Genomic DNA, 18,230 nt, shown 5'->3' on the forward strand with positions numbered 1-18,230 from the left:
CGCGGCGTCAGAACGGCGCGGGGCCGCCTCCTCCGATGTAGAGGATCGGGGTCGGGCCGTATGTGTAGTCGTATCCGGCGGGACTGTGGATGCGTGTGCCGCCGTGGGCGAGCTGCTCGAACCCCCATGGTGCGTGGTGCTTCATCGTGTGGTGGCCCTCGCAGATCGGCCAGAGATTCGTCACATCGGTGGGGCCGCCGCGGGAGTACGGGACGACGTGGTCGATGTCGCAGTGCTTGGCCTTGGTCTCGCATCCCGGGACCCGGCAGGTCTTGTCCCGGGCGAGGAGGAACCTGCGCTGCGCTGCGGTCGGCGTGTAGTGATCGACGGTGAGCAGCGCCCCGGTGTCGGGATCGAGGAACAGTCGCTCCCAGCCCGCCGTGCCGGCGGCGAGGCGGCGAGCCGTGTCCGGGTCGATCGGGCCGCTTCCGCCGAGGAGGGCGGGTGCGTCATCCAGGCCCGTCAGCGTGGCGACGGGGATCACGATCTCCACCGTCGCGGTGATCGCCTTGTCGAGGTCATGCCCCGATGGCTCGGCGGTGAGGAGGAGGTCGAGGGCGATGTCCGCGCGGAGCTGGGCGAGGTGTCGATCGTCGGTGTACTTCACGTACGCCGGGTCTTCCGGCGCCGGTTCGATGCCGTCAAGAGCCCGGGTGACGGCGCGGCGGTCGCGCTTCACGGCCTGCCCGCAGCCGGTGAGCCGGTCGTAGGCGGCGTGGATCGGCACGGCGGGACCGACGATCGTGAGCATCGCCTGCCCGTCCGGCAGGTCATCGAGCGAGACCGCTCGATCGGCCCGGGCCCTCTCATGCCGTTCGGCGAGGCTCACCGGGTGGTGCTGCTCGGCGATCTGCCGCGCGGCCGCCTTCGTGCGCTGCGGGGTGGTGTGCTCGGCGACACGGGCCGCGTCCGCTTCGTAAGCGCCGCGCGCGTCGTCGTCTCGGAGATCCGCTCCCGCCGCGGCGATCTCGCGGGCGTGGCGCTCGGTGATCCGGCCCGCCCGCAGGGCTGCATGCGTGGCGGGGAATCGCTCCACCAGTTCGTGGGCGCGGTCCATCCGCGACTGCATCGCCCGCGGCGACTCCCGAAGCGCGAGAGCGAGCTCGACGGCCATCGAGCGCACCGGAAACGCATGGGCGCTGCCGTGCGGATCGCGGGCGACCTGATCCAGGGCGATCCCCATCACCCCGGACAGCAGCTGCGCCTCCTGCGCGTCGAGCGCCGCTCGCGCTGCGCGGAGCGACGTCAGCTGCTCGATCGCGGCACGGGTGCGCGAGCGTTCAGCGGGGGTGAACCCCCAGCTGACGTCGTCTGAATCCGTGAACCGCGGCATGCCTCCATCATCCCAGAGACCTCGGACATTCGTTCGAAAGTCGGGCGGCTGTAGAGAACGCGCGGCGTCCCGGTGTCACCCGGTGAACAGCGGCATCACCGAGGTGATCGTCTGGACCAGCGCGTAGACGAGCGGCACTCCGACGATGAGCCACGAGACAACCAGGCGGACGGTCTGCGACGCGGGTGCACCCGATCCTGTGGTGTTCTGCTCGCTCACTTGGTCACCTCCTCCGCGACCGGCGCGGTCGCCTTCTGCGGCTCGTGGAACCTCGTTGCCACCGGGCGCACAAGCAGGTTCGCCACGAACCCGATCGCGAGCACGGCGACCATCGTCAGCAGCGCCGGCTGGTAGTCGACCGCCACCAGCTCGCCCGGCTTGCCCCGCGCGTCGAGGAATCCGTTGATGATCAGCGGACCCGCGATTCCGGCCGCCGACCACGCCGTGAGCAGCCGGCCGTGGATCGCGCCCACCTGGAATGTGCCGAACAGGTCGCGAAGGTAGGCCGGGATCGTCGCGAACCCGCCGCCGTAGAACGACAGGATGATCGCCGCGAGGGCCACGAACAGCAGCGTGCTCGAGGCACCCACGAGCGCGAGCAGCGTGTACAGGATGACGCCGACGCCGAGGTAGATCATGTAGATCGGCTTGCGCCCGATGTAGTCGCTCGTCGACGACCAGACGAACCGCCCCGCCATGTTGAACAGCGACAGCAGGGCGACGAACCCGGCGGCCGTCGTCGCGGTCACGAGCGAGGCCTCCCCGTCGCGGAAGAAGTCCTGGATCATCGGGCTCGCCTGCTCCAGGATGCCGATGCCGGCGGTGACGTTGCAGAACAGGACGATCCACAGCAGCCAGAACTGCCGCGTCTTGATCGCGTTGCGCGCCGACACGTTCGCCGTCGTGACAAGCGGCTTGCTCTTGACGGACGCGGGATCCCAGCCGGCCGGCTTCCAGTCGGGCGCCGGAGTGCGGACGTTGAAGACGCCCAGCATCATGACGAGGAAGTACGCGATGCCGAGCGTCAGGAACAGCAGCGCGACGGTCGATCCGGAGGCGACCGACGTCGAGTCGGACGGGTCGTAGGCGGGGTCGTACAGCGCCATCAGCTGCCGCGAGATCGGCGAGGCGACGAGCGCGCCGCCGCCGAAGCCCATGATCGCCATGCCGGTCGCGAGCCCCGGCCGGTCGGGGAACCACTTGATCAGCGTCGACACCGGCGAGATGTAGCCGATGCCGAGGCCGATGCCGCCGATGACGCCGTACCCGAGATACACGAGCCACAGCTGCGACGTCGCGATGCCGAGCGCGCCGATCAGGAAGCCCGCTGCCCAGAAGCAGGCCGACGTGAACATCGCCTTGCGGGGGCCGACCTTCTCGACCCAGGTGCCGAGCACCGCTGCCGACACCCCGAGCATGACGATGGCGATCGAGAAGATGATCCCGATCGCCGTGAGTGTGGTGTCGAAGTGGGCGACGAGCGCGTTCTTGTAGACGCTCGTCGCGTACGCCTGCCCGATGCAGAGATGGATGGCGAGAGCGGCCGGCGGGATGAGCCACCGGCTGTAGCCGGGCGGTGCGATCGTGTGCTGCCTGTCGAGGAACGACACAAGTACTCCCTTGTACTCCGGGCGACATGACGCTCCCCCGCGCCGGCCGCGATGCCCGGAAAGCTATCGGCGGTCTGCAGTCCCCACCATGGGTCGGACGACTCCCGTCCCGGTCAGTGGGAGATCGGGGGAGCGTCAGCGGCCGAGGAGGCGGCGGACGAGGCCGGTCGCCGTGCGCAGCTCCGGCGCGCGGACGACCGCCAGGATCGCGACGTAGACCACGAGCGAGACCAGGCCGATCACACACACGCCCAGGGCTCCCTGGACCGGCCCGGAGGTCATCCATCCGCTCTCGGCTCCGGCCAGGAGGTAGATGCCCCATCCGGCGACACCCGCAGGGATCGCGGCGAACGTGAAGCGCGCGAGCGCCCAGAGATTCGTGCCCATGCCGAGAGAGCCGAGCCGGCGGTGCAGCAGCCAGCTGGCGAGGACCACCTGGGCCAGGCTCGACAGCGACTGGGCGGCCGCCACGGCGGCGGCGAGAAGCTCCTGCGGCACGAACAGCGGCATGAGCAGGGCAAGACCGATCGCGATGGCGGCCTGGAAGACCGTGAAGAGGAACGGAGTTCGGGTGTCGCCGTAGGCGTAGAACGTGCGCTGCACCACGAACTGAACTGCGAGCGGCACGAGGCCGATGAGGAATCCGATCAGAACGCGGCTGGCGTCGACGGCGAGTTCGGCGTCGTCGGTGAAGATTCGAGCCGCCGGCACGGCGGCGGCGATCACGGCCACCGCGGCGATCACCACGAAGAGGCCGAGTGTGCGCACGCTGCGGCCGATGTCGGCGCGCACCTCGTCATCGCGACCGGCGGCCGCATGCTCGCTGAGCTGTGTGAAATACGGGGTACCGATGGACATCACGATGACCGAGTACGGGAGCATGAAGACGAGCCAGGCGTTGCCCCACACGGTTGCTGCCGGGCCCTCACCGGACGCGCCTGAGATGACGCCCTGCTGGACAGCTGAGACGCCCATCCCGATCAGCAGCATCGCGAATGTCCAGCCGGCGAGGTTCCGGATGGCCCCCAGCCCCATGCCACGCCATCGGAAGTCGATATGCAGCTTCAGTCCCGTGCGTCGCCAGAAGACGAGCAGGATCACGGTCTGGGCGACGATGCCGAATGTGACCAGACCGCCGAGTGCTGAGATCATCGCCGGATCCCACTCGTCCACGGGACGGCGGCCGCCGCCGAACACCCCGATGAACACAGCGAACCCGGCGATCGACACGAGGTTGTTGGTGATCGGCGCCCACGCATATGGGCCGAAGATCCGACGCGCGTTCAGTGTTTCGCCCAGCAGCGCGAACATCCCGTAGAAGAAGATCTGCGGGAGGCACCAGAGCGCGAACGTCGTGGCGAGGGCATGCTGTGCGCCGTCGTACTGGGCGGCGAAAGCCGACACGAGCAGCGGTGCGCACAGCATCGAGACCGCCGTGGTGGCGAGGAGGATCACGGATGCGAGCGTGAACAGCTTGGACAGATGAGTCCGCCCGCCGTCCTTCTCCGCAGACCACTTGACCACCTGCGGCACGATCACCGCGGTGAGCACACCGGCCGAGATCACCTGGAACACGTAGTTCGGCAACTGATTCGCGGTCGCGAACGCGTCGGCGCCACGTCCCGAGCCGCCGATGGCCAGCACCAGCACCATGTTGCGGACGAGCCCCGTGACGCGGGAGACGAGCGTTCCGGCGGCGATCATCGCGCTCGCGCGTCCGAGGCTATGCATCCGGGTGCTTCTCCGTCTTCTGGGGATCCGTGACCGAATCGTCGGTGCCATCCGCGGCATCCTGCGCTTCCGGATCCGTCTCGGCGGCGGCCGCGGTCGTGCGACGGCGGCGGAGGATCGTGCGGACGATGCCGGTGCCGATGAGGCCCACGACGAGGACGACGAGGATGCCGATCCCGATGCGCTCCCAGTCGGCGCGCACCGCGACCTCGACGGTCTGGCGCGGTCCGATCACCTCGCCCGTCGGGCTGAGGAGGGTCAGCTCGATGTCGACGTTGCCGCTTCCCACACGCGCCTCGACGGGCATCTGCACGGTCGTGCTGCTGGAGGGCTGGATGGTCACCGTCTTCTCATCGGCGACGTCGAGTCGGAGATCCTGCGGGTCGGCGTGCAGCGTGACCGTGACCGGATACGGCAGGTCGTTGCGCACCCACACGGGCAGATCGGCACCCGCGCTGACGAGGTTGACCGGCGTCGGATCCTGGATGCCGACGGCGTTGGCTCGCTCGCGGGTGCGCTGGCGGAAGGCGCCGAGCGCATCCTGCCACTCATCCGCCCGCTGCTCCCAGCCGACCCCGAGCGCCTGCAGCGCCTCGGCCCGCACGAGCCCCGTCAGGACGTCGGGCGTCTCGAGCACGGTTGCCGTGTGGGCGACGCGCTGCTCGGAGTCGCCGAGCTCCTTCACGAACGTGGTGCGCACGTCGCTCGGGGCGTTCTCGGCCGGCGCGATCCGACGGCGCTGCGCGTCGAGCAGGTCGGACAGGCTCTGTGCCTCGACCGCCGAGCTCAGCGTCACGACGTCGAGCGCCTCGTCCAGCTGCGCCTCGAGGTCGACGGGCGCCTCACCGGTCGTCTCGTCCGCGGCGGCCGCGAGGGCGGGGGTGGCGCGGTCGAGGGCGACGAGCACGGGCGCCCCGCCCACGTCGCGTCCCGCGAACCAGAGCTCCGCGGCGGCCGCAGCGGCGGCCGTGGCGCGCTCGCCCTCGTCGCGGGCCTTCGCGACCTCGTCGAGAGCCGCGGAGGCCGATCCGTCGTACACGAGGGCCGCTCCCCCGCCGGCGGTGACCCCGGCGGCGGCGACGCCGGCGAGGTCCGCCCCCTGCGCGGTCGCGGTGGAGGGCGTGAGCGTCACTGCCTCGGGGTCGGCGGCGTGGAGGCCGTCGATGACCGCCGCGGTCGCGTGTCCCGGGACCGGCCAGTACACAGACCCCGGGTCGTCGCCGATGTCGAGCAGATCGTCGAGGTCGAGCCCGTCCTGGTCGTCGTCGCCGGTGCTCGCGGGCGACTCGGTCGGTGTGGGCGTGGGATCCGGCTCGGCCGGCTCGGGCGGCAGATAGCCCTCGAGGGACAGGGGCTGCAGCGGCGCCGTCAGCCCGGCCTGCAGCTGCGCCGCGACATCCGCGTCACCGAACTGCAGGGCGAAGCGGTCGTTCGGGGCGAGCATAAGGCGATCGAGCCACTGCACCGCGCTGACGGGCGCCGTCTCGCCGAGGGCCCGGATCGCCGCCGGGATCGCCGGATCGATCGCGAGGATCGCCTCGGAGCCCGCCGCGGCGTCGAGCTGGGCAGTGAGCACGCCGTCGGTGCCGGTGAGCTGGGCAAGGCGGTCGGCGTCGAGCAGGCCGCGGTCGGCGACCGGGGCGGTGATCGGCATCACGAGCCCGACCGGCTGCGCGGCGGCCTGCGGCACGACCACCACGGTGTCGGCCGAGGCCTCGCCGTACTGCGCGCGCAGCGGGTAGACGCCGGGCTGCAGCCCCGCGAGCGCCGTGTGGTCGGCCGCGACGGTGATGCCGACCGTGTCGGTCTCGCCCGGGGCGATGTCGTCGGCGGGGCCGCTGCCGACGGGCGTGAGCTCGACCTCGGGGTCGGGGCCCTCCAGCCAGTCGTGCAGCGCGTCGCGGTCGGCGAGCGGCGTGCGACCGAGCTGCAGCCGTGCGCTCGACCCCTCGAGCGGCTCGTCCGCGGGGTTGGTGATCGTGAGCGTCGCGGTCAGCGAGGATCCGGTCTGCAGCACTCCGCGTGACGCCGCCGCAACCGTGAGCTGCGGGGGCTCCTCCTCGGCGACGGCGGCGTGCACCGGCGTCGCATACGACAGACCGAGGAGCACGGCGAACGCCGCAGCGGGGAGAGGGGCGTGGAGGCGGCGCCTGCTGCGCGCGGCCCGGCCCCGGGGAAGGTCCGTCGTCATGGTGAGCTGTGATCGCGGGTGCGCCGGAAGGCCCAGGCCACGGATCCACTCGATTCTACGGAGGCGCCTGTGGATCGACCGACAGGGGCACGGCCCCGTCGCCGGATCGCCCGCGTCGCTCAGGCGCTCTCGCGCACGACGAGCCGGGCCGGGATGACGGTCCGTGCCCCCGGCTCTCCGCCCGCGACGCGGTCGAGCAGCAGCGCGACGGCGCGGGCGCCGAGGGCATCGAAGTCCTGCGCGACCGTGGTCAGGGGCGGCTGGAACTCGGCCGCGTCGACCACGTCGTCGAAGCCGATGACGGCGACATCTGCGCGCCCCGCCTCGCGCAGCGCGCGCAGCAGGCCGAGGGCCATCTGGTCGTTCGCGGCGAACACGGCCGTGACGGCGGGATCGGCCGCGAGGGCGCGTCCGTGCGCGAATCCCGCGGCGGAGGTCCAATCGCCCCGCACGGGCGCGGGAAGCGCGGTGCCGGGCTGCGCCTCGCGCCAGCCGCGCTCGCGCTCGTCGGCGGCGTAGGAGCCGGTGGGACCGGCGAGGTGATGGACGATCGCGTGTCCGCCCGCGCGGAGGTGGCCGACGGCGGCGGCCGCTCCCCCGGCATGGTCGGACGAGATCGCCGTCAGCCCCGGCGCGGGCGCGGCATCCACCGCGACCAGAGGGAAGGCCGGCGCGGCGGCCGCCTGCACCGTGGGAGTCGCCTCGTTGAGCGCGATCACGCCGTCGACGCCGTGGTCGGCGAGGGAGGCGTAGGCCGCGTCGAGGGCCTCGGTGGTGTCGTCGCGGAGCGGCAGCACGAGCACCGCGTGGTCGCGCGCCGCGCCCGCGGTGACGACGGCCTCGAGCATTCGCGCGTTGCCGACCGAGGCGAGGGTGCGCACGAGCACGCCGATCGTGTGCGTGCGGCCCGTCCGCAGGGCGCGGGCGGCGCGGTTCGGGCGGTAGCCGAGCTCGCTCATCGCGGCCTCGACGCGCGCACGGGTCGCCGGATCGACGCGGGCCGAGCCGTTCGTCACGCGCGAGACCGTCTGCCCCGACACCCCTGCGAGACGGGCGACATCCGCCGCCGAGACACTGCGCGCCATCCTTGAACTCCGATCATGTGTTGCGGATGCAGCACCCGCAGGTCCTATCATGCATGTTGACGTCAACACGCGTCACTGCGACCAAAGGAATCCGATGACGTTCTCCGCGAACCCGCCCGCAGGGGCTCCCGTGCCCGAGGCGGTCGAGCTGGGCGCCGGCGTCGTGCGCCGCACCGCGCGGCTCGCCGACGGCCGCGAGCTGCTCTACTTCGACGACCCCGGCACGACGCTGCCGCCCGAGAGGCGCGTCGACGAGCGCGACCTCGCGCCGCGTCCCGAGACCGCGACGATGCGGCGCGACGTGCTGACGGGCGACTGGATCTCGCTCGCCACGTCCCGGCAGGGGCGCGTTGTGATGCCGCCTGCCGATCTGGATCCGCTCGCTCCGCAGTCGCCGACCAACCCGTCCGAGCCTCCGAGCAACTACGACGTCGCGGTGTTCGAGAACCGCTCGCCGTCGTTCGGCCCCGCTCTCGACGAGGCGACCGGCGACGCCCCCGCCGCCGTCGATCCCGCCCGCGGACTCGACGACCTCGACGCGCCGGGCCTCGGCCGCACCCGCTCGTCGGTCGGCCGGTGCGAGGTCGTCTGCTTCAGCCCCGAGCGCACCGGCTCGTTCGGCACCCAGACCGTCACCCGCGCCCGCACCGTGATCGAGGCGTGGGCCGATCGCACCGCGGCGCTCTCGGCGCTGCCGGGAGTGCGGCAGGTGTTCGTGTTCGAGAACCGGGGCGCCGAGATCGGCGTCACCCTGCAGCACCCGCACGGCCAGATCTACGCCTACCCGTATGTGACGCCGCGCACGCAGACCCTGCTGGCGTCGATCGAGCGGGAGGGCGCCGACCTGTTCGAGTGCATCATCGAGTTCGAGTCGGCGGGCCCGCGGGTGCTGCTCGAGGGCGAGCACTGGATCGCCTACGTGCCGTTCGCCGCGCGCTGGCCGATCGAGGTGCACATGGCGCCGCGCCGGCACGTGCCCGACTTCGCGGCGCTGTCGACGGCCGAGCGCGACGAGCTCGCACCCCTCTACCTGCGCCTGCTGCGCGGGGTCGACGCGATGTACCGCACCGACTCGAACATCGCGTTCGCCGGCGGCACGCCGTACATCGCCGCCTGGCACCAGGCCCCCGTCGAGATCGGGCGCGACACCGCTCGTCTCCACCTGCAGCTGACGTCGCCGCGCCGCGGGGCGGACAAGCTCAAGTTCCTCGCCGGATCCGAGGCCGCCATGGGCGCCTGGATCGGCGACATCCCGCCGGAGCAGTCGGCGGACAGACTGCGCGAGGCCCTCGCCACGATCACGGAGGATCCGGCATGGGATTCACTGAACCAGCGGAGCGGGTCGGAGTGACCGCGCTGAACGACGCCGAGGCGCTGTTCGCCACCCTGACCGGCCGCGGCGCCGAGGGGGTCTGGTCGTCGGCCGGGCGCGCGAACCTCATCGGCGAGCACACCGACTACAACGAGGGCTTCGTGCTGCCGTTCGCGATCCAGCACCGCACGTATGCGGCCGCCGGAATGCATGCCGACCTGGCGATCCGCGTCGTCTCGACGTTCTCGCCCGACCCCGTCGAGGTCGCGCTCGCCGAGCTCGAGACGCTGTTCTCCCGGACGCCCGGCGCCGCCGTGGCGAGTGGCACGGTGCCCGAGTGGGCGGCATATCCGCTCGGCGTCGCCTGGGCGGCGCTGGCGGCATCCGGCCGATCGGCGGCGGACGTGCCCGGCGTGGACATCGCCATCGCCTCGAACGTTCCGGTGGGGGCGGGTCTGTCGTCCTCCGCCGCCATCGAGGGCTCCGTCGCGGCCGCCCTCAACGACCTCTGGCAGCTCGGCCTGTCGCCGCTGGACATGGCGAAGGTGGGCCGTCGCGCCGAGAACGAGGCCGTGGGGGCGCCGACGGGGATCATGGACCAGGTCTCGTCGATCCTCGGACGGGCCGACGCCGCGACCTTCCTTGACTGCCGCACGCTCGAGACGCGCTCGGTCGACCTCGGGCTCGAGCGCGAGGGGCTGATGCTACTCGCGATCGACACGAAGGTCGAGCACGCGCACGCAAGCGGCGGCTACCGCGATCGCCGCGCCGCCTGCGAGCGCGGAGCGGCGGCCCTCGGGGTGCCGTCCCTGCGCGACCTGACGGAGGCGGATCTGGATCGCGCGCGCGACATCCTGGACGACGTCACCTTCCGCCGCGTGCGTCACATCGTGACCGAGAACCAGCGGGTGCTCGACACGGTCGACGCCCTCGCCTCCGGCGGGCCGCGCGCGATCGGCGACCTGCTCGTGGCGTCCCATGCGTCGATGCGCGACGACTTCGAGATCTCGGTGCCCGAGCTCGACACCGCGGTCGACGCGGCGCTCGCGGCGGGTGCCATCGGCGCGCGCATGACCGGCGGCGGCTTCGGCGGCTCGGCGGTCGCGCTCGTGGAGGCGGATGCGGTGCACGCGGTCGCCGACGCCGCTGCCCGCGCCTTCGCCGACCGCGGCTATGCGGCCCCGCACGCCTTCACGGTCGTTCCCTCGGAGGGCGTGCGCCGCGACGCGTGATCCGGCGCGTTTCGACTCCTCGCTGACGCTCGTCGCTCAACGAACAGGATGGGTTGAACCCTCTTCCGGTCGTTGAGCGAGCGAGGAACGAGCGAGTCGAAACGCCCCGAAACGCCCGTACACAGAAGGGGACCCGGACGGATCCGGGTCCCTGTGTCGTGCGTGAATGCGTCAGGCGGTCAGCTCGGGCGTGACCTCCTGGGCGCCGCCGACCGAGCGCTGCACCTCGATCTTGCGCGGCTTCGCCTTCTCGCTGATGGGGATGAGCACGCTCAGCACGCCGTTGTCGTACGTCGCCGAGATGCCGGCCGTGTCGATCCCCTGACCGAGGTTGAGCTGGCGCAGGAACGAGCCGGTCGAGCGCTCGCGGGTGATCCACTTCACTCCCTCGGCGCTGCGAGCGGTGCGCTCGGCGCGGATCGTCAGCAGCTGGCCGTCCACGTCGATGTCGACGCTGCCCGGATCGATGCCCGGAAGGTCGGCGCTCAGCACGTAGTGGTCGCCGTCGCGGTAGAGGTCCATCGGCATCAGCCGCGGACCCTGACGGTCGAACAGCTGCTCGGCCATGCGGTCGAACTCACGGAACGGGTCGAAGAACATCGCCATGGTGATCCTCCTCTGTCTGTTCGTGGCGCTTCAGACCTGGAGTCTTGAGGACTCGATATATGAATTAGCACTCTCGGGGTGAGAGTGCCAGAAGTGTGGCTGAGAGGAGATTAAGAAGTCGCCGAGAATGGAGGCGTGATGCCCCACCCCGATGCCGCGCTCTGCGCCGCGCTCGCCGCCGACCTGCAGGCCGCACGTTTCCGCTCCGAGGCGCTGCGCGCCGCGTGGGGCGTCGAGGCCGACGACGCGATCGGGCGCGGGCTGCGCGTGCCAGCCCTCCGCGGCCTCGGCGAACGACGGGATGCGCTGGCCACCCTCGGGCGGCTGCTCGTGCTCGGCGTCGCCCAGCCGCGCGCGGCCGTCGACGCCGCCCTGCCGACGCTCGGCGCCGACGGGCTCGAGCGGCTCGGTCTTGCCGAGGTCGGGGAGGAGGTCGTCCCGCGCGCGATCATCCGGCCCCAGTCGTACCTCGACACCGAGGGCACGGGCGAATGGTGGCTGGCGAGCGACCTGGACGAGATCGCCACGGGCGGCGGCGCCCTCGCCGAGGATCACGTGCTCGGCGTCGGCGGCGCCTCGCTCACCCTCGCCGGCCTCCAGCTGCCCACACCGGCGGGCTGCGTGCTCGACCTCGGCACCGGATGCGGCATCCAGGCCCTGCGCGCGCGGAGATACGCCGGATCCGTCGTCGCCACCGACCTGTCGGAGCGCGCCCTCGCCTTCACCCGCCTGAACGCCCTGCTCAACCGCGACGAGGGGATCGAGACCCGGCTCGGCAGCCTGTTCGAGCCCGTGGCGGGAGAGACCTTCGACCGGATCGTCACCAACCCGCCGTTCGTCATCACGCCGCGCGCGCAGGGAGTTCCCGGCTACGAGTACCGCGACGGCGGGATGGTCGGCGACGCGCTCGTCGAGCAGGTCGTCCGCGGCGTCGGCACGCACCTCGCGCCCGGCGGCGTCGCGCAGCTGCTCGGCAACTGGGAGACCCGCGGCGGCGTCGACGGCCTCGACCGGGTGCGCGAGTGGGTGGCATCCTCGCCCGTGCCGCTCGACGCGTGGATCATCGAACGCGAGCAGCTGGACCCCATCCAGTACGCCGAGATGTGGATCCGCGACGGCGGCACCGCTCCCGGATCGCCTCGCCACGACGAGCTGCTCGGCGCATGGCTCGACGACTTCGCCGAACGGGGCGTGACCTCGGTGGGCTTCGGCTACGTGCTGCTGCGGCGCCCTGAGGGCGCTCCCACGCTCGCCCGGTACCAGCGCGTGTCGCAGCCCATCCCGTCGGAGGGCGGGCTCGGCGCGCACCTCGCGCAGGCGCTGGAGGCGCACGACCGGCTCGCGCGGATGGACGACGACGCGCTCGCCGCCGCGACGCTGCGCACCGCCGCCGACGTCACCGAGGCGAGGCACCACCTGCCGGGCATCGGAGACCCGCAGGTCATCGAGCTGCGCCAGGGAGCCGGCTTCGGCCGCGCCATCCAGGCCGACCCCGGTCTCGCCGCCCTCGTCGGCGCGTGCGATGGCGACCTCGCTGTGGGCCCTCTCATCGCGGCGATCGCCGACCTCCTCGAGGCAGACGGCCCCGCGCTCCGCGCGGAGCTGCTCCCCCGTGTGCGCGAGCTGGTGGTGGACGGGTTCCTGAGTTTCTTTTAAGAAGCGGCTCGCACGCGCTCGGGCGACGCTCCGCGCCGCCGCTCGGCGAGCGAGGCACCGTCGCTGGCGCTCCGTTGCGGCAGCGCTTCGCGCTGCGGGGTCGCTTCGCTCCACGCTCACGTCGTTCGCACAGGGGTACAAGCGTTTGCCCAACCCCGGTTATCGAGCGAGCGGAGCGAGTCGAGATGACGGCTCGCACGGGCGGGCGGGTTGGGGTCGGTCGCTTCGGCTCGCAAGCTCGCTCAGCAACCGGTGGGGGGCACAGCGCTCCACCCAACCGCGGTTATCGAGCGAGCCTGCGAGTCGAGATGACCGGCTCGCACGGATGGATGGCTTGGGGCGGGTCGCTTCGGCTCGCTGGCGCTCGCTCAGCAACCGGTGGGGGTACAGGTGCGGCGTGTGCAGCTCAACGCGCCGCGTTCGACGCGTTCGCCGCACTTTTGCGCGCACGACCCTGGTTATCGAGCGAGCGGAGCGAGTCGAGATGACCGGCTCGCACGGGCGGGCGGCTTGGGGTCGGTCGCTTCGGCTCGCAAGCTCGCTCAGCAACCGGTGGGGGTAGAGGTGCGGCGTGTGCACCTTTCGCGCCGTCGTTCGGTGCGTTCGCCGCACCTTTGCGCGCACACAACCCCGGTTATCGAGCGAGCTTGCGAGTCGAGATGACGGCTCGCACGGGCGGGCGGCTTGGGGTCGGTCGCTTCGGCTCGCAAGCTCGCTCAGCAAGCGGTGGGGGTGCTTTCCTCTTCAGCCGAGGGCGACGAGGGCGACGGCCACCGCGCAGGCGGCGAGGCCGACGGCCTGGCCGCGGTGGATGCGCTCGTGCAGCACGAGCGCGGCGAGGATGACGGTCGCCGCCGGATAGAGCGACGCGATCACCGCGACGACCGTGAGCAGGCCCTGCTGCGCCGCGAGCAGGAAGAGCGTGAGTGCGATCGCGCCGAGCACACCGGGGATGAGCGCGAGCCCCGCGCGCCGCGGGGGAAGGCCGAGCGGCGCGCGCACGAGCAGCAGGATCCCCAGCAGGGCCACGACCGCCACGACCATGCTCGCGGCGTTCGGCCATAGGCCCGCCTCGTCGCGCACCTGGCCGATCGCGGCGAAGTACGCGCCGAATCCGGCGCCCGCGAGCATCCCGTCGCGCACCGACGCCCCGGCCGCGGCGCGCGATCCGCTCTCCGGATCCGGGGAGCGCGCGACGAGCCAGATCGCCACGAGGCCCACGGCGATCCCGATCCAGACGAGCGGCGCGGGCCGCTCCCCCGTGGCGACGCCGACGACGATCGGCACGGCCGCGCTGACGACGGCCGAGATCGGCGCGACGACGCCCATCCGCCCGCTCGCGAGCCCGCGGTACAGGAACGCGGTGCCGAGCGCCGATCCGACGCCCGCGACGGCGGCCCAGACCAGGTCCATGCCGGACGGGCGCCCGCCGATCCACAGGGCGAGCAGCCCGGCCGCCGCGAGTGCGCCGAGCTGCCCCCAGAACGCGATCGTCCACGCGCTGTGTCGCTTGGCGAACAGGCCCCCGAAGAAGTCGGAGACGCCGTAGGCGAGCGCCGAGGCGAGCGCGAGCAGGACCGCCGTCACGGCCGCAGCATCGACTTGATCGCGCGGCGCTCGTCCATCGCGGCGTATGCCTCGGCGACCTCGGCCATCGGCACGGTGAGGTCGAACACCCGTCCGGGCTCGATCGCGCCCGACAGCACCTCGGGCAGCAGCTCGTCGATGTAGTTGCGCACCGGCGCCACGCCGCCGCGCACGCCCACATTCGTGGAGAACATCGTGCGCACGGGCAGCTCGGGGCCGCCGTTCGGCACACCGACGAAGCCGACCTGACCGCCGGGGCGGGCCGAGCGGAGCGCCTGATCCATCGACTCCTTCGTGCCGACGCACTCGAGCACGGCGTCCGGCCCGATGCCACCGAAGAGGTCCTTCACCGCGGCCACGCCCTCATCCCCTCGTGCGGCGATGACGTCAGTCGCGCCGAACGCGCGGGCGAGGTTCTGCCGCGGCTCGTGACGCGACATCGCGACGATCCGCTCGGCCCCCAGGCGCGACGCCGCCAGCACTCCGCTGAGGCCGACCGCCCCATCGCCGACCACAACGACGGTCGATCCGGCGCGGACGCCCGCCGACACTGCCGCGTGGTGGCCCGTGAGGAAGACGTCCGACAGCGTCAGCAGGCTCGGGATGAGCGCCTCGTCGGGCATCCCGCCGGGCACGACCGTGAGCGAGCCGTCGGCGTGCGGGATGCGCACGTACTCTCCCTGGCCGCCGTCCGTCGGGTGTCCGGCGTGGTCCTTCGAGCCCCACCAGCCGATCTCGAGGCACGACGTCGAGAAGCCGTTGCGGCAGTTCTCGCACGTCATGTCGCAGTCGTAGAACGGGGCGATCACGAAGTCGCCGACCTTCACGCGCGAGACGTCGGATCCGACCTCCTCGACGATCCCGACGAACTCGTGGCCGATGAGCTGCGGCTCTTTCGCGGTGCCCGTGATGCCGCGATAGCGCCACAGGTCGGAGCCGCAGACGCAGGAGGCCACCACCCGCACGATCGCGTTGCGCGGATCGCGGATGACCGGATCCGGCACCTCCTCGAAGCGGACGTCGCCGGGACCGTGAAGCAGTGTCGCGCGCATGGGGTCAGGGTAACCGCCGCTGGGCGGCCTGCGGCCCCGACTACCCTGGAACCCATGCTCAACATGGCCGACGGTGTCGCGCGTCTCGGCGACCTGGCGGCCTCGCCCGTCGTGGCGACGCTCGCCCGCGCCTTCGCCGACGCCGGGTACGACCTCGCGATCGTCGGCGGCCCCGTGCGCGACGCACTGCTGGGACGCAGCACCCACGACCTCGACTTCACGACGGATGCGCACCCCGACGACATCCTGCGGATCGTGAAGCCGATCTCGACCGCGCAGTGGGACATCGGCCGCGCGTTCGGCACGATCGGCGCCCGCGTGCAGGGCGAGCAGGTCGAGATCACCACGTACCGCGCCGACAGCTACGACGGCGTCACGCGCAAGCCAACGGTCGAGTTCGGCGACACGCTCGAGGCCGACCTGGTGCGGCGCGACTTCACGGTCAACGCGATGGCGCTGCGGGTCACCGAGGTGAAGCTCGTCGACCCCACCGGCGGCGTCGAGGACCTGCTCGCCGGCGTCCTGCGCACCCCCATCGACCCGCGCATCAGCTTCGGCGACGACCCGCTGCGGATGCTGCGCGCCGCCCGCTTCTCGTCGCAGCTCGGCTTCGAGGTCGAGGAGGGGACGCGCGCGGCGATCGAGGAGCTGCGCGGCACCCTCTCGATCGTCAGCCCCGAGCGCATCCAGGGCGAGCTCACGCGCCTGCTGGGAACGGACGATCCGGTGCGCGGCATCCGGGTCCTCGTCGAGACCGGGCTGATGGAGGAGTTCCTCCCCGAGGTGTCCGCCCTGCGCCTCGAGGTCGACGAGCACCACCACCACAAGGACGTCTACGAGCACTCGCTCACGGTGCTGCGGCAGGCGATCGAGCACGAGGGCATCCGGTTCCCGGATCAGGAACCGGATGTCGCGCTGCGCCTCGCCGCGCTGCTTCACGACATCGGCAAGCCGCGCACGCGCAAGCTCGAGAAGGGCGGCGCTGTCACGTTCCACCACCACGACATCGTGGGAGCGCGGATGGCGCGCAAGCGCCTGCAGGCACTGCGGTTCGACGGCGCGACGATCGACGCGGTGTCGCGGCTGATCGAGCTTCACCTGCGGTTCTTCGGCTACGCCGAGGGCGCCTGGACCGATGCCGCCGTCCGCCGGTACGTGCGGGATGCGGGCGACCAGCTCGAGCGGCTGCACATCCTGACGCGCGCCGACGTCACCACCCGCAACAAGCGCAAGGCCACGCGCCTGGCGTCGGCGTACGACGACATCGAGGCGCGGATCGTGACGCTGCGCGAGCAGGAGGAGCTCGACTCCATCCGGCCCGAGCTCGACGGCAACCGCATCCAGGAGGTGCTCGGCATCCCGCCCGGGCCGGAGGTGGGCCGGGCGTACAAGTTCCTGCTCGACCTGCGCCTCGACGAGGGCGTGCTCGGGCCAGACGAGGCCGAGAGCCGCCTGCGGCAGTGGTGGGCCGCGCAGGCCTGACGCGGACACCCGCTCAGCCGCGGAACGACGCGGCACGCCTTCCGGAACGGAAGGGGCGAGTCGGATAGGCTCTGACTTCGACTTCCCGTCCTCTCGCCGCCGACCCCCGGGCGAGAGGCGATGCCGCCACGAACAGCACTGCGAGGCTCGAACGTGACCGACTCCCCCGTCCCGGACGCCCCCCGGAAGCCGTTGCGCGTCCTCATCGGAGCCGACACCTTCCACCCCGACATCAACGGCGCCGCCCGCTTCGCCGAGCGCCTCGCCGCCGGCCTCGTGCAGCGCGGGCACGACGTCCACGTCGTGGTGCCGAACACCCGCTACCGCGACGAGCCTCACCGCACCGAGACCATCGAGGGCGTGCAGATGACCGTGCACCGCCTGCCGTCGGTCAAGCTGTGGTGGCACGAGTGGCTGCGGTTCGTGTGGCCGTGGCGCGCGAAGCACCACGCCCGCCGCGTGCTCGATCGCGTCAAGCCCGACGTCGTGCACAGCCAGTCGCACATCGTCGTCGGCCGCGGCCTCACGCGCGAGGCGCGCAAGCGCGGCATCCGCGTCGTCGCGACGAACCATGTGATGCCCGAGAACATCCTCGACCACACCACGCTCCCCGAGTGGGCGAACCGGATCCTGGTGAAGCTCGCGTGGGCCGACGCGAGGCGCACGTTCGGCATGGCCGCGGCGATCACGACCCCGACGCGTCGGGCGGCCGACTTCCTCGAGAAGACGATCGACATCGCCGGCGTCATCCCCGTCAGCTGCGGCATCGACCGCACGCAGTACACCCCCGACCTCGGGCCCCGCACCGAGAACCGGATCGTCTTCGTCGGCCGGATCACGGCCGAGAAGCAGGTGGATGTCATCCTGCGCGCGGTCGCGAAGCTCGACCCGGCGCTCGACGCGAAGCTCGACCTCGTCGGCCAGGGAGACCAGGAGCCGGCGCTGCAGCAGCTCGCCGAGGACCTCGGGATCAAGGATCGCGTGTCGTTCCACGGCCGGTCGAGCGACGAGCACCTGCGGGCGACGCTCACGAAGGGCGCGGTCTTCGCGATCGCGTCGATCGCCGAGCTCCAGTCGATCGCGACGATGGAGGCGATGGCGTCGGGGCTGCCGATCGTCGCCGCCGACGCCGTGGCGCTGCCGCACCTCGTTCACGAGGGCGAGAACGGCTACCTCTTCGCGCCCGGTGACTCCGACGAGCTCGCCGCAAAGCTCACCACGGTGCTGACCGCGAGCCCCGAGGACCGGCTGCGCATGCAGCAGGCGTCACTCGACGGCGTGCTCGTGCACGACATCAACCGCACGCTCGACACCTTCGAGGCGATCTACCGCGGCGAAGCGCTGCCGGCCTGA

Annotated in this window: 14 protein-coding genes; 5 read left to right on the forward strand and 9 right to left on the reverse strand. The window is 71.9% G+C overall.

The genetic code is table 11. The features are described 5' to 3' along the window. Positions 1-7: 7 nt before the first annotated feature. From ABD161_RS01175 to ABD161_RS01200, 6 genes are all read right to left on the reverse strand, one after another. A complete protein-coding gene (locus ABD161_RS01175; protein ID WP_343998887.1) occupies positions 8-1,333 on the reverse strand; it encodes an HNH endonuclease signature motif containing protein in 1,326 nt (441 codons plus the stop codon). A gap of 75 nt (positions 1,334-1,408) precedes the next feature. Continuing rightward, on the reverse strand, positions 1,409-1,552 hold the full coding sequence (locus ABD161_RS01180) for an MFS transporter small subunit (protein WP_343998889.1): 144 nt from the start codon (positions 1,550-1,552) through the stop codon (positions 1,409-1,411). Further along, the gene (locus ABD161_RS01185) at positions 1,549-2,943 is read right to left on the reverse strand and encodes an OFA family MFS transporter (protein ID WP_343998891.1); all 1,395 of its coding nucleotides are present in this window, start codon (positions 2,941-2,943) and stop codon (positions 1,549-1,551) included. The genes ABD161_RS01180 and ABD161_RS01185 overlap by 4 nt, the downstream gene beginning before the upstream one ends. Positions 2,944-3,078: 135 nt before the next feature. Then, positions 3,079-4,674 (reverse strand): murein biosynthesis integral membrane protein MurJ, encoded by a 1,596-nt coding sequence (gene murJ, locus ABD161_RS01190; RefSeq protein WP_343998893.1) that lies wholly within the window; start codon positions 4,672-4,674, stop codon positions 3,079-3,081. Then, positions 4,667-6,865: a DUF6049 family protein gene (locus tag ABD161_RS01195; protein WP_343998895.1), complete on the reverse strand. Its 2,199-nt coding sequence runs from the start codon at positions 6,863-6,865 to the stop codon at positions 4,667-4,669. The genes murJ and ABD161_RS01195 overlap by 8 nt, the downstream gene beginning before the upstream one ends. A gap of 119 nt (positions 6,866-6,984) precedes the next feature. After that, positions 6,985-7,950, reverse strand: coding sequence for a LacI family DNA-binding transcriptional regulator (locus ABD161_RS01200; RefSeq protein WP_343998897.1), 966 nt, complete (start codon positions 7,948-7,950; stop codon positions 6,985-6,987). A 94-nt stretch (positions 7,951-8,044) separates the two neighbouring features. On the opposite strand from ABD161_RS01200, the gene galT reads away from it, so the two are divergent. Further along, entirely contained in the window at positions 8,045-9,301 is a 1,257-nt protein-coding gene (gene galT, locus ABD161_RS01205) for a galactose-1-phosphate uridylyltransferase (protein WP_343998899.1), read from the forward strand. Then, the gene (gene galK / locus ABD161_RS01210) at positions 9,265-10,494 is read left to right on the forward strand and encodes a galactokinase (protein ID WP_343998902.1); all 1,230 of its coding nucleotides are present in this window, start codon (positions 9,265-9,267) and stop codon (positions 10,492-10,494) included. Before galT ends, galK begins: the two co-directional genes overlap by 37 nt. A 171-nt stretch (positions 10,495-10,665) precedes the next feature. Here galK and ABD161_RS01215 read toward each other — a convergent pair whose 3' ends face one another. Continuing rightward, complete coding sequence (locus ABD161_RS01215) at positions 10,666-11,100, reverse strand: Hsp20/alpha crystallin family protein (RefSeq protein WP_135114601.1); 435 nt, start codon at positions 11,098-11,100, stop codon at positions 10,666-10,668. A gap of 138 nt (positions 11,101-11,238) precedes the next feature. On the opposite strand from ABD161_RS01215, the gene ABD161_RS01220 reads away from it, so the two are divergent. Continuing rightward, positions 11,239-12,756, forward strand: a complete 1,518-nt coding sequence (locus ABD161_RS01220) for a DUF7059 domain-containing protein (protein WP_343999116.1) — start codon at positions 11,239-11,241, stop codon at positions 12,754-12,756. Positions 12,757-13,500: 744 nt separating this feature from the next. Here ABD161_RS01220 and ABD161_RS01225 read toward each other — a convergent pair. Both ABD161_RS01225 and ABD161_RS01230 read right to left on the reverse strand, forming a co-directional pair. Continuing rightward, positions 13,501-14,343, reverse strand: a complete 843-nt coding sequence (locus ABD161_RS01225; RefSeq protein WP_343998905.1) for an EamA family transporter — start codon at positions 14,341-14,343, stop codon at positions 13,501-13,503. After that, on the reverse strand, positions 14,340-15,395 hold the full coding sequence (locus ABD161_RS01230) for a zinc-dependent alcohol dehydrogenase family protein (RefSeq protein ID WP_343998907.1): 1,056 nt from the start codon (positions 15,393-15,395) through the stop codon (positions 14,340-14,342). Before ABD161_RS01230 ends, ABD161_RS01225 begins: the two co-directional genes overlap by 4 nt. Before the next feature lie 54 nt (positions 15,396-15,449). Here ABD161_RS01230 and ABD161_RS01235 point away from each other — a divergent pair, with 54 nt between their 5' ends. Continuing rightward, on the forward strand, positions 15,450-16,877 hold the full coding sequence (locus ABD161_RS01235; protein ID WP_343998908.1) for a CCA tRNA nucleotidyltransferase: 1,428 nt from the start codon (positions 15,450-15,452) through the stop codon (positions 16,875-16,877). A 153-nt stretch (positions 16,878-17,030) separates the two neighbouring features. Next, entirely contained in the window at positions 17,031-18,230 is a 1,200-nt protein-coding gene (locus tag ABD161_RS01240; protein WP_343998910.1) for a glycosyltransferase, read from the forward strand.

Origin of the sequence: Microbacterium paludicola, assembly GCF_039529675.1 — a bacterium.
Classification (GTDB): domain Bacteria; phylum Actinomycetota; class Actinomycetes; order Actinomycetales; family Microbacteriaceae; genus Microbacterium; species Microbacterium paludicola.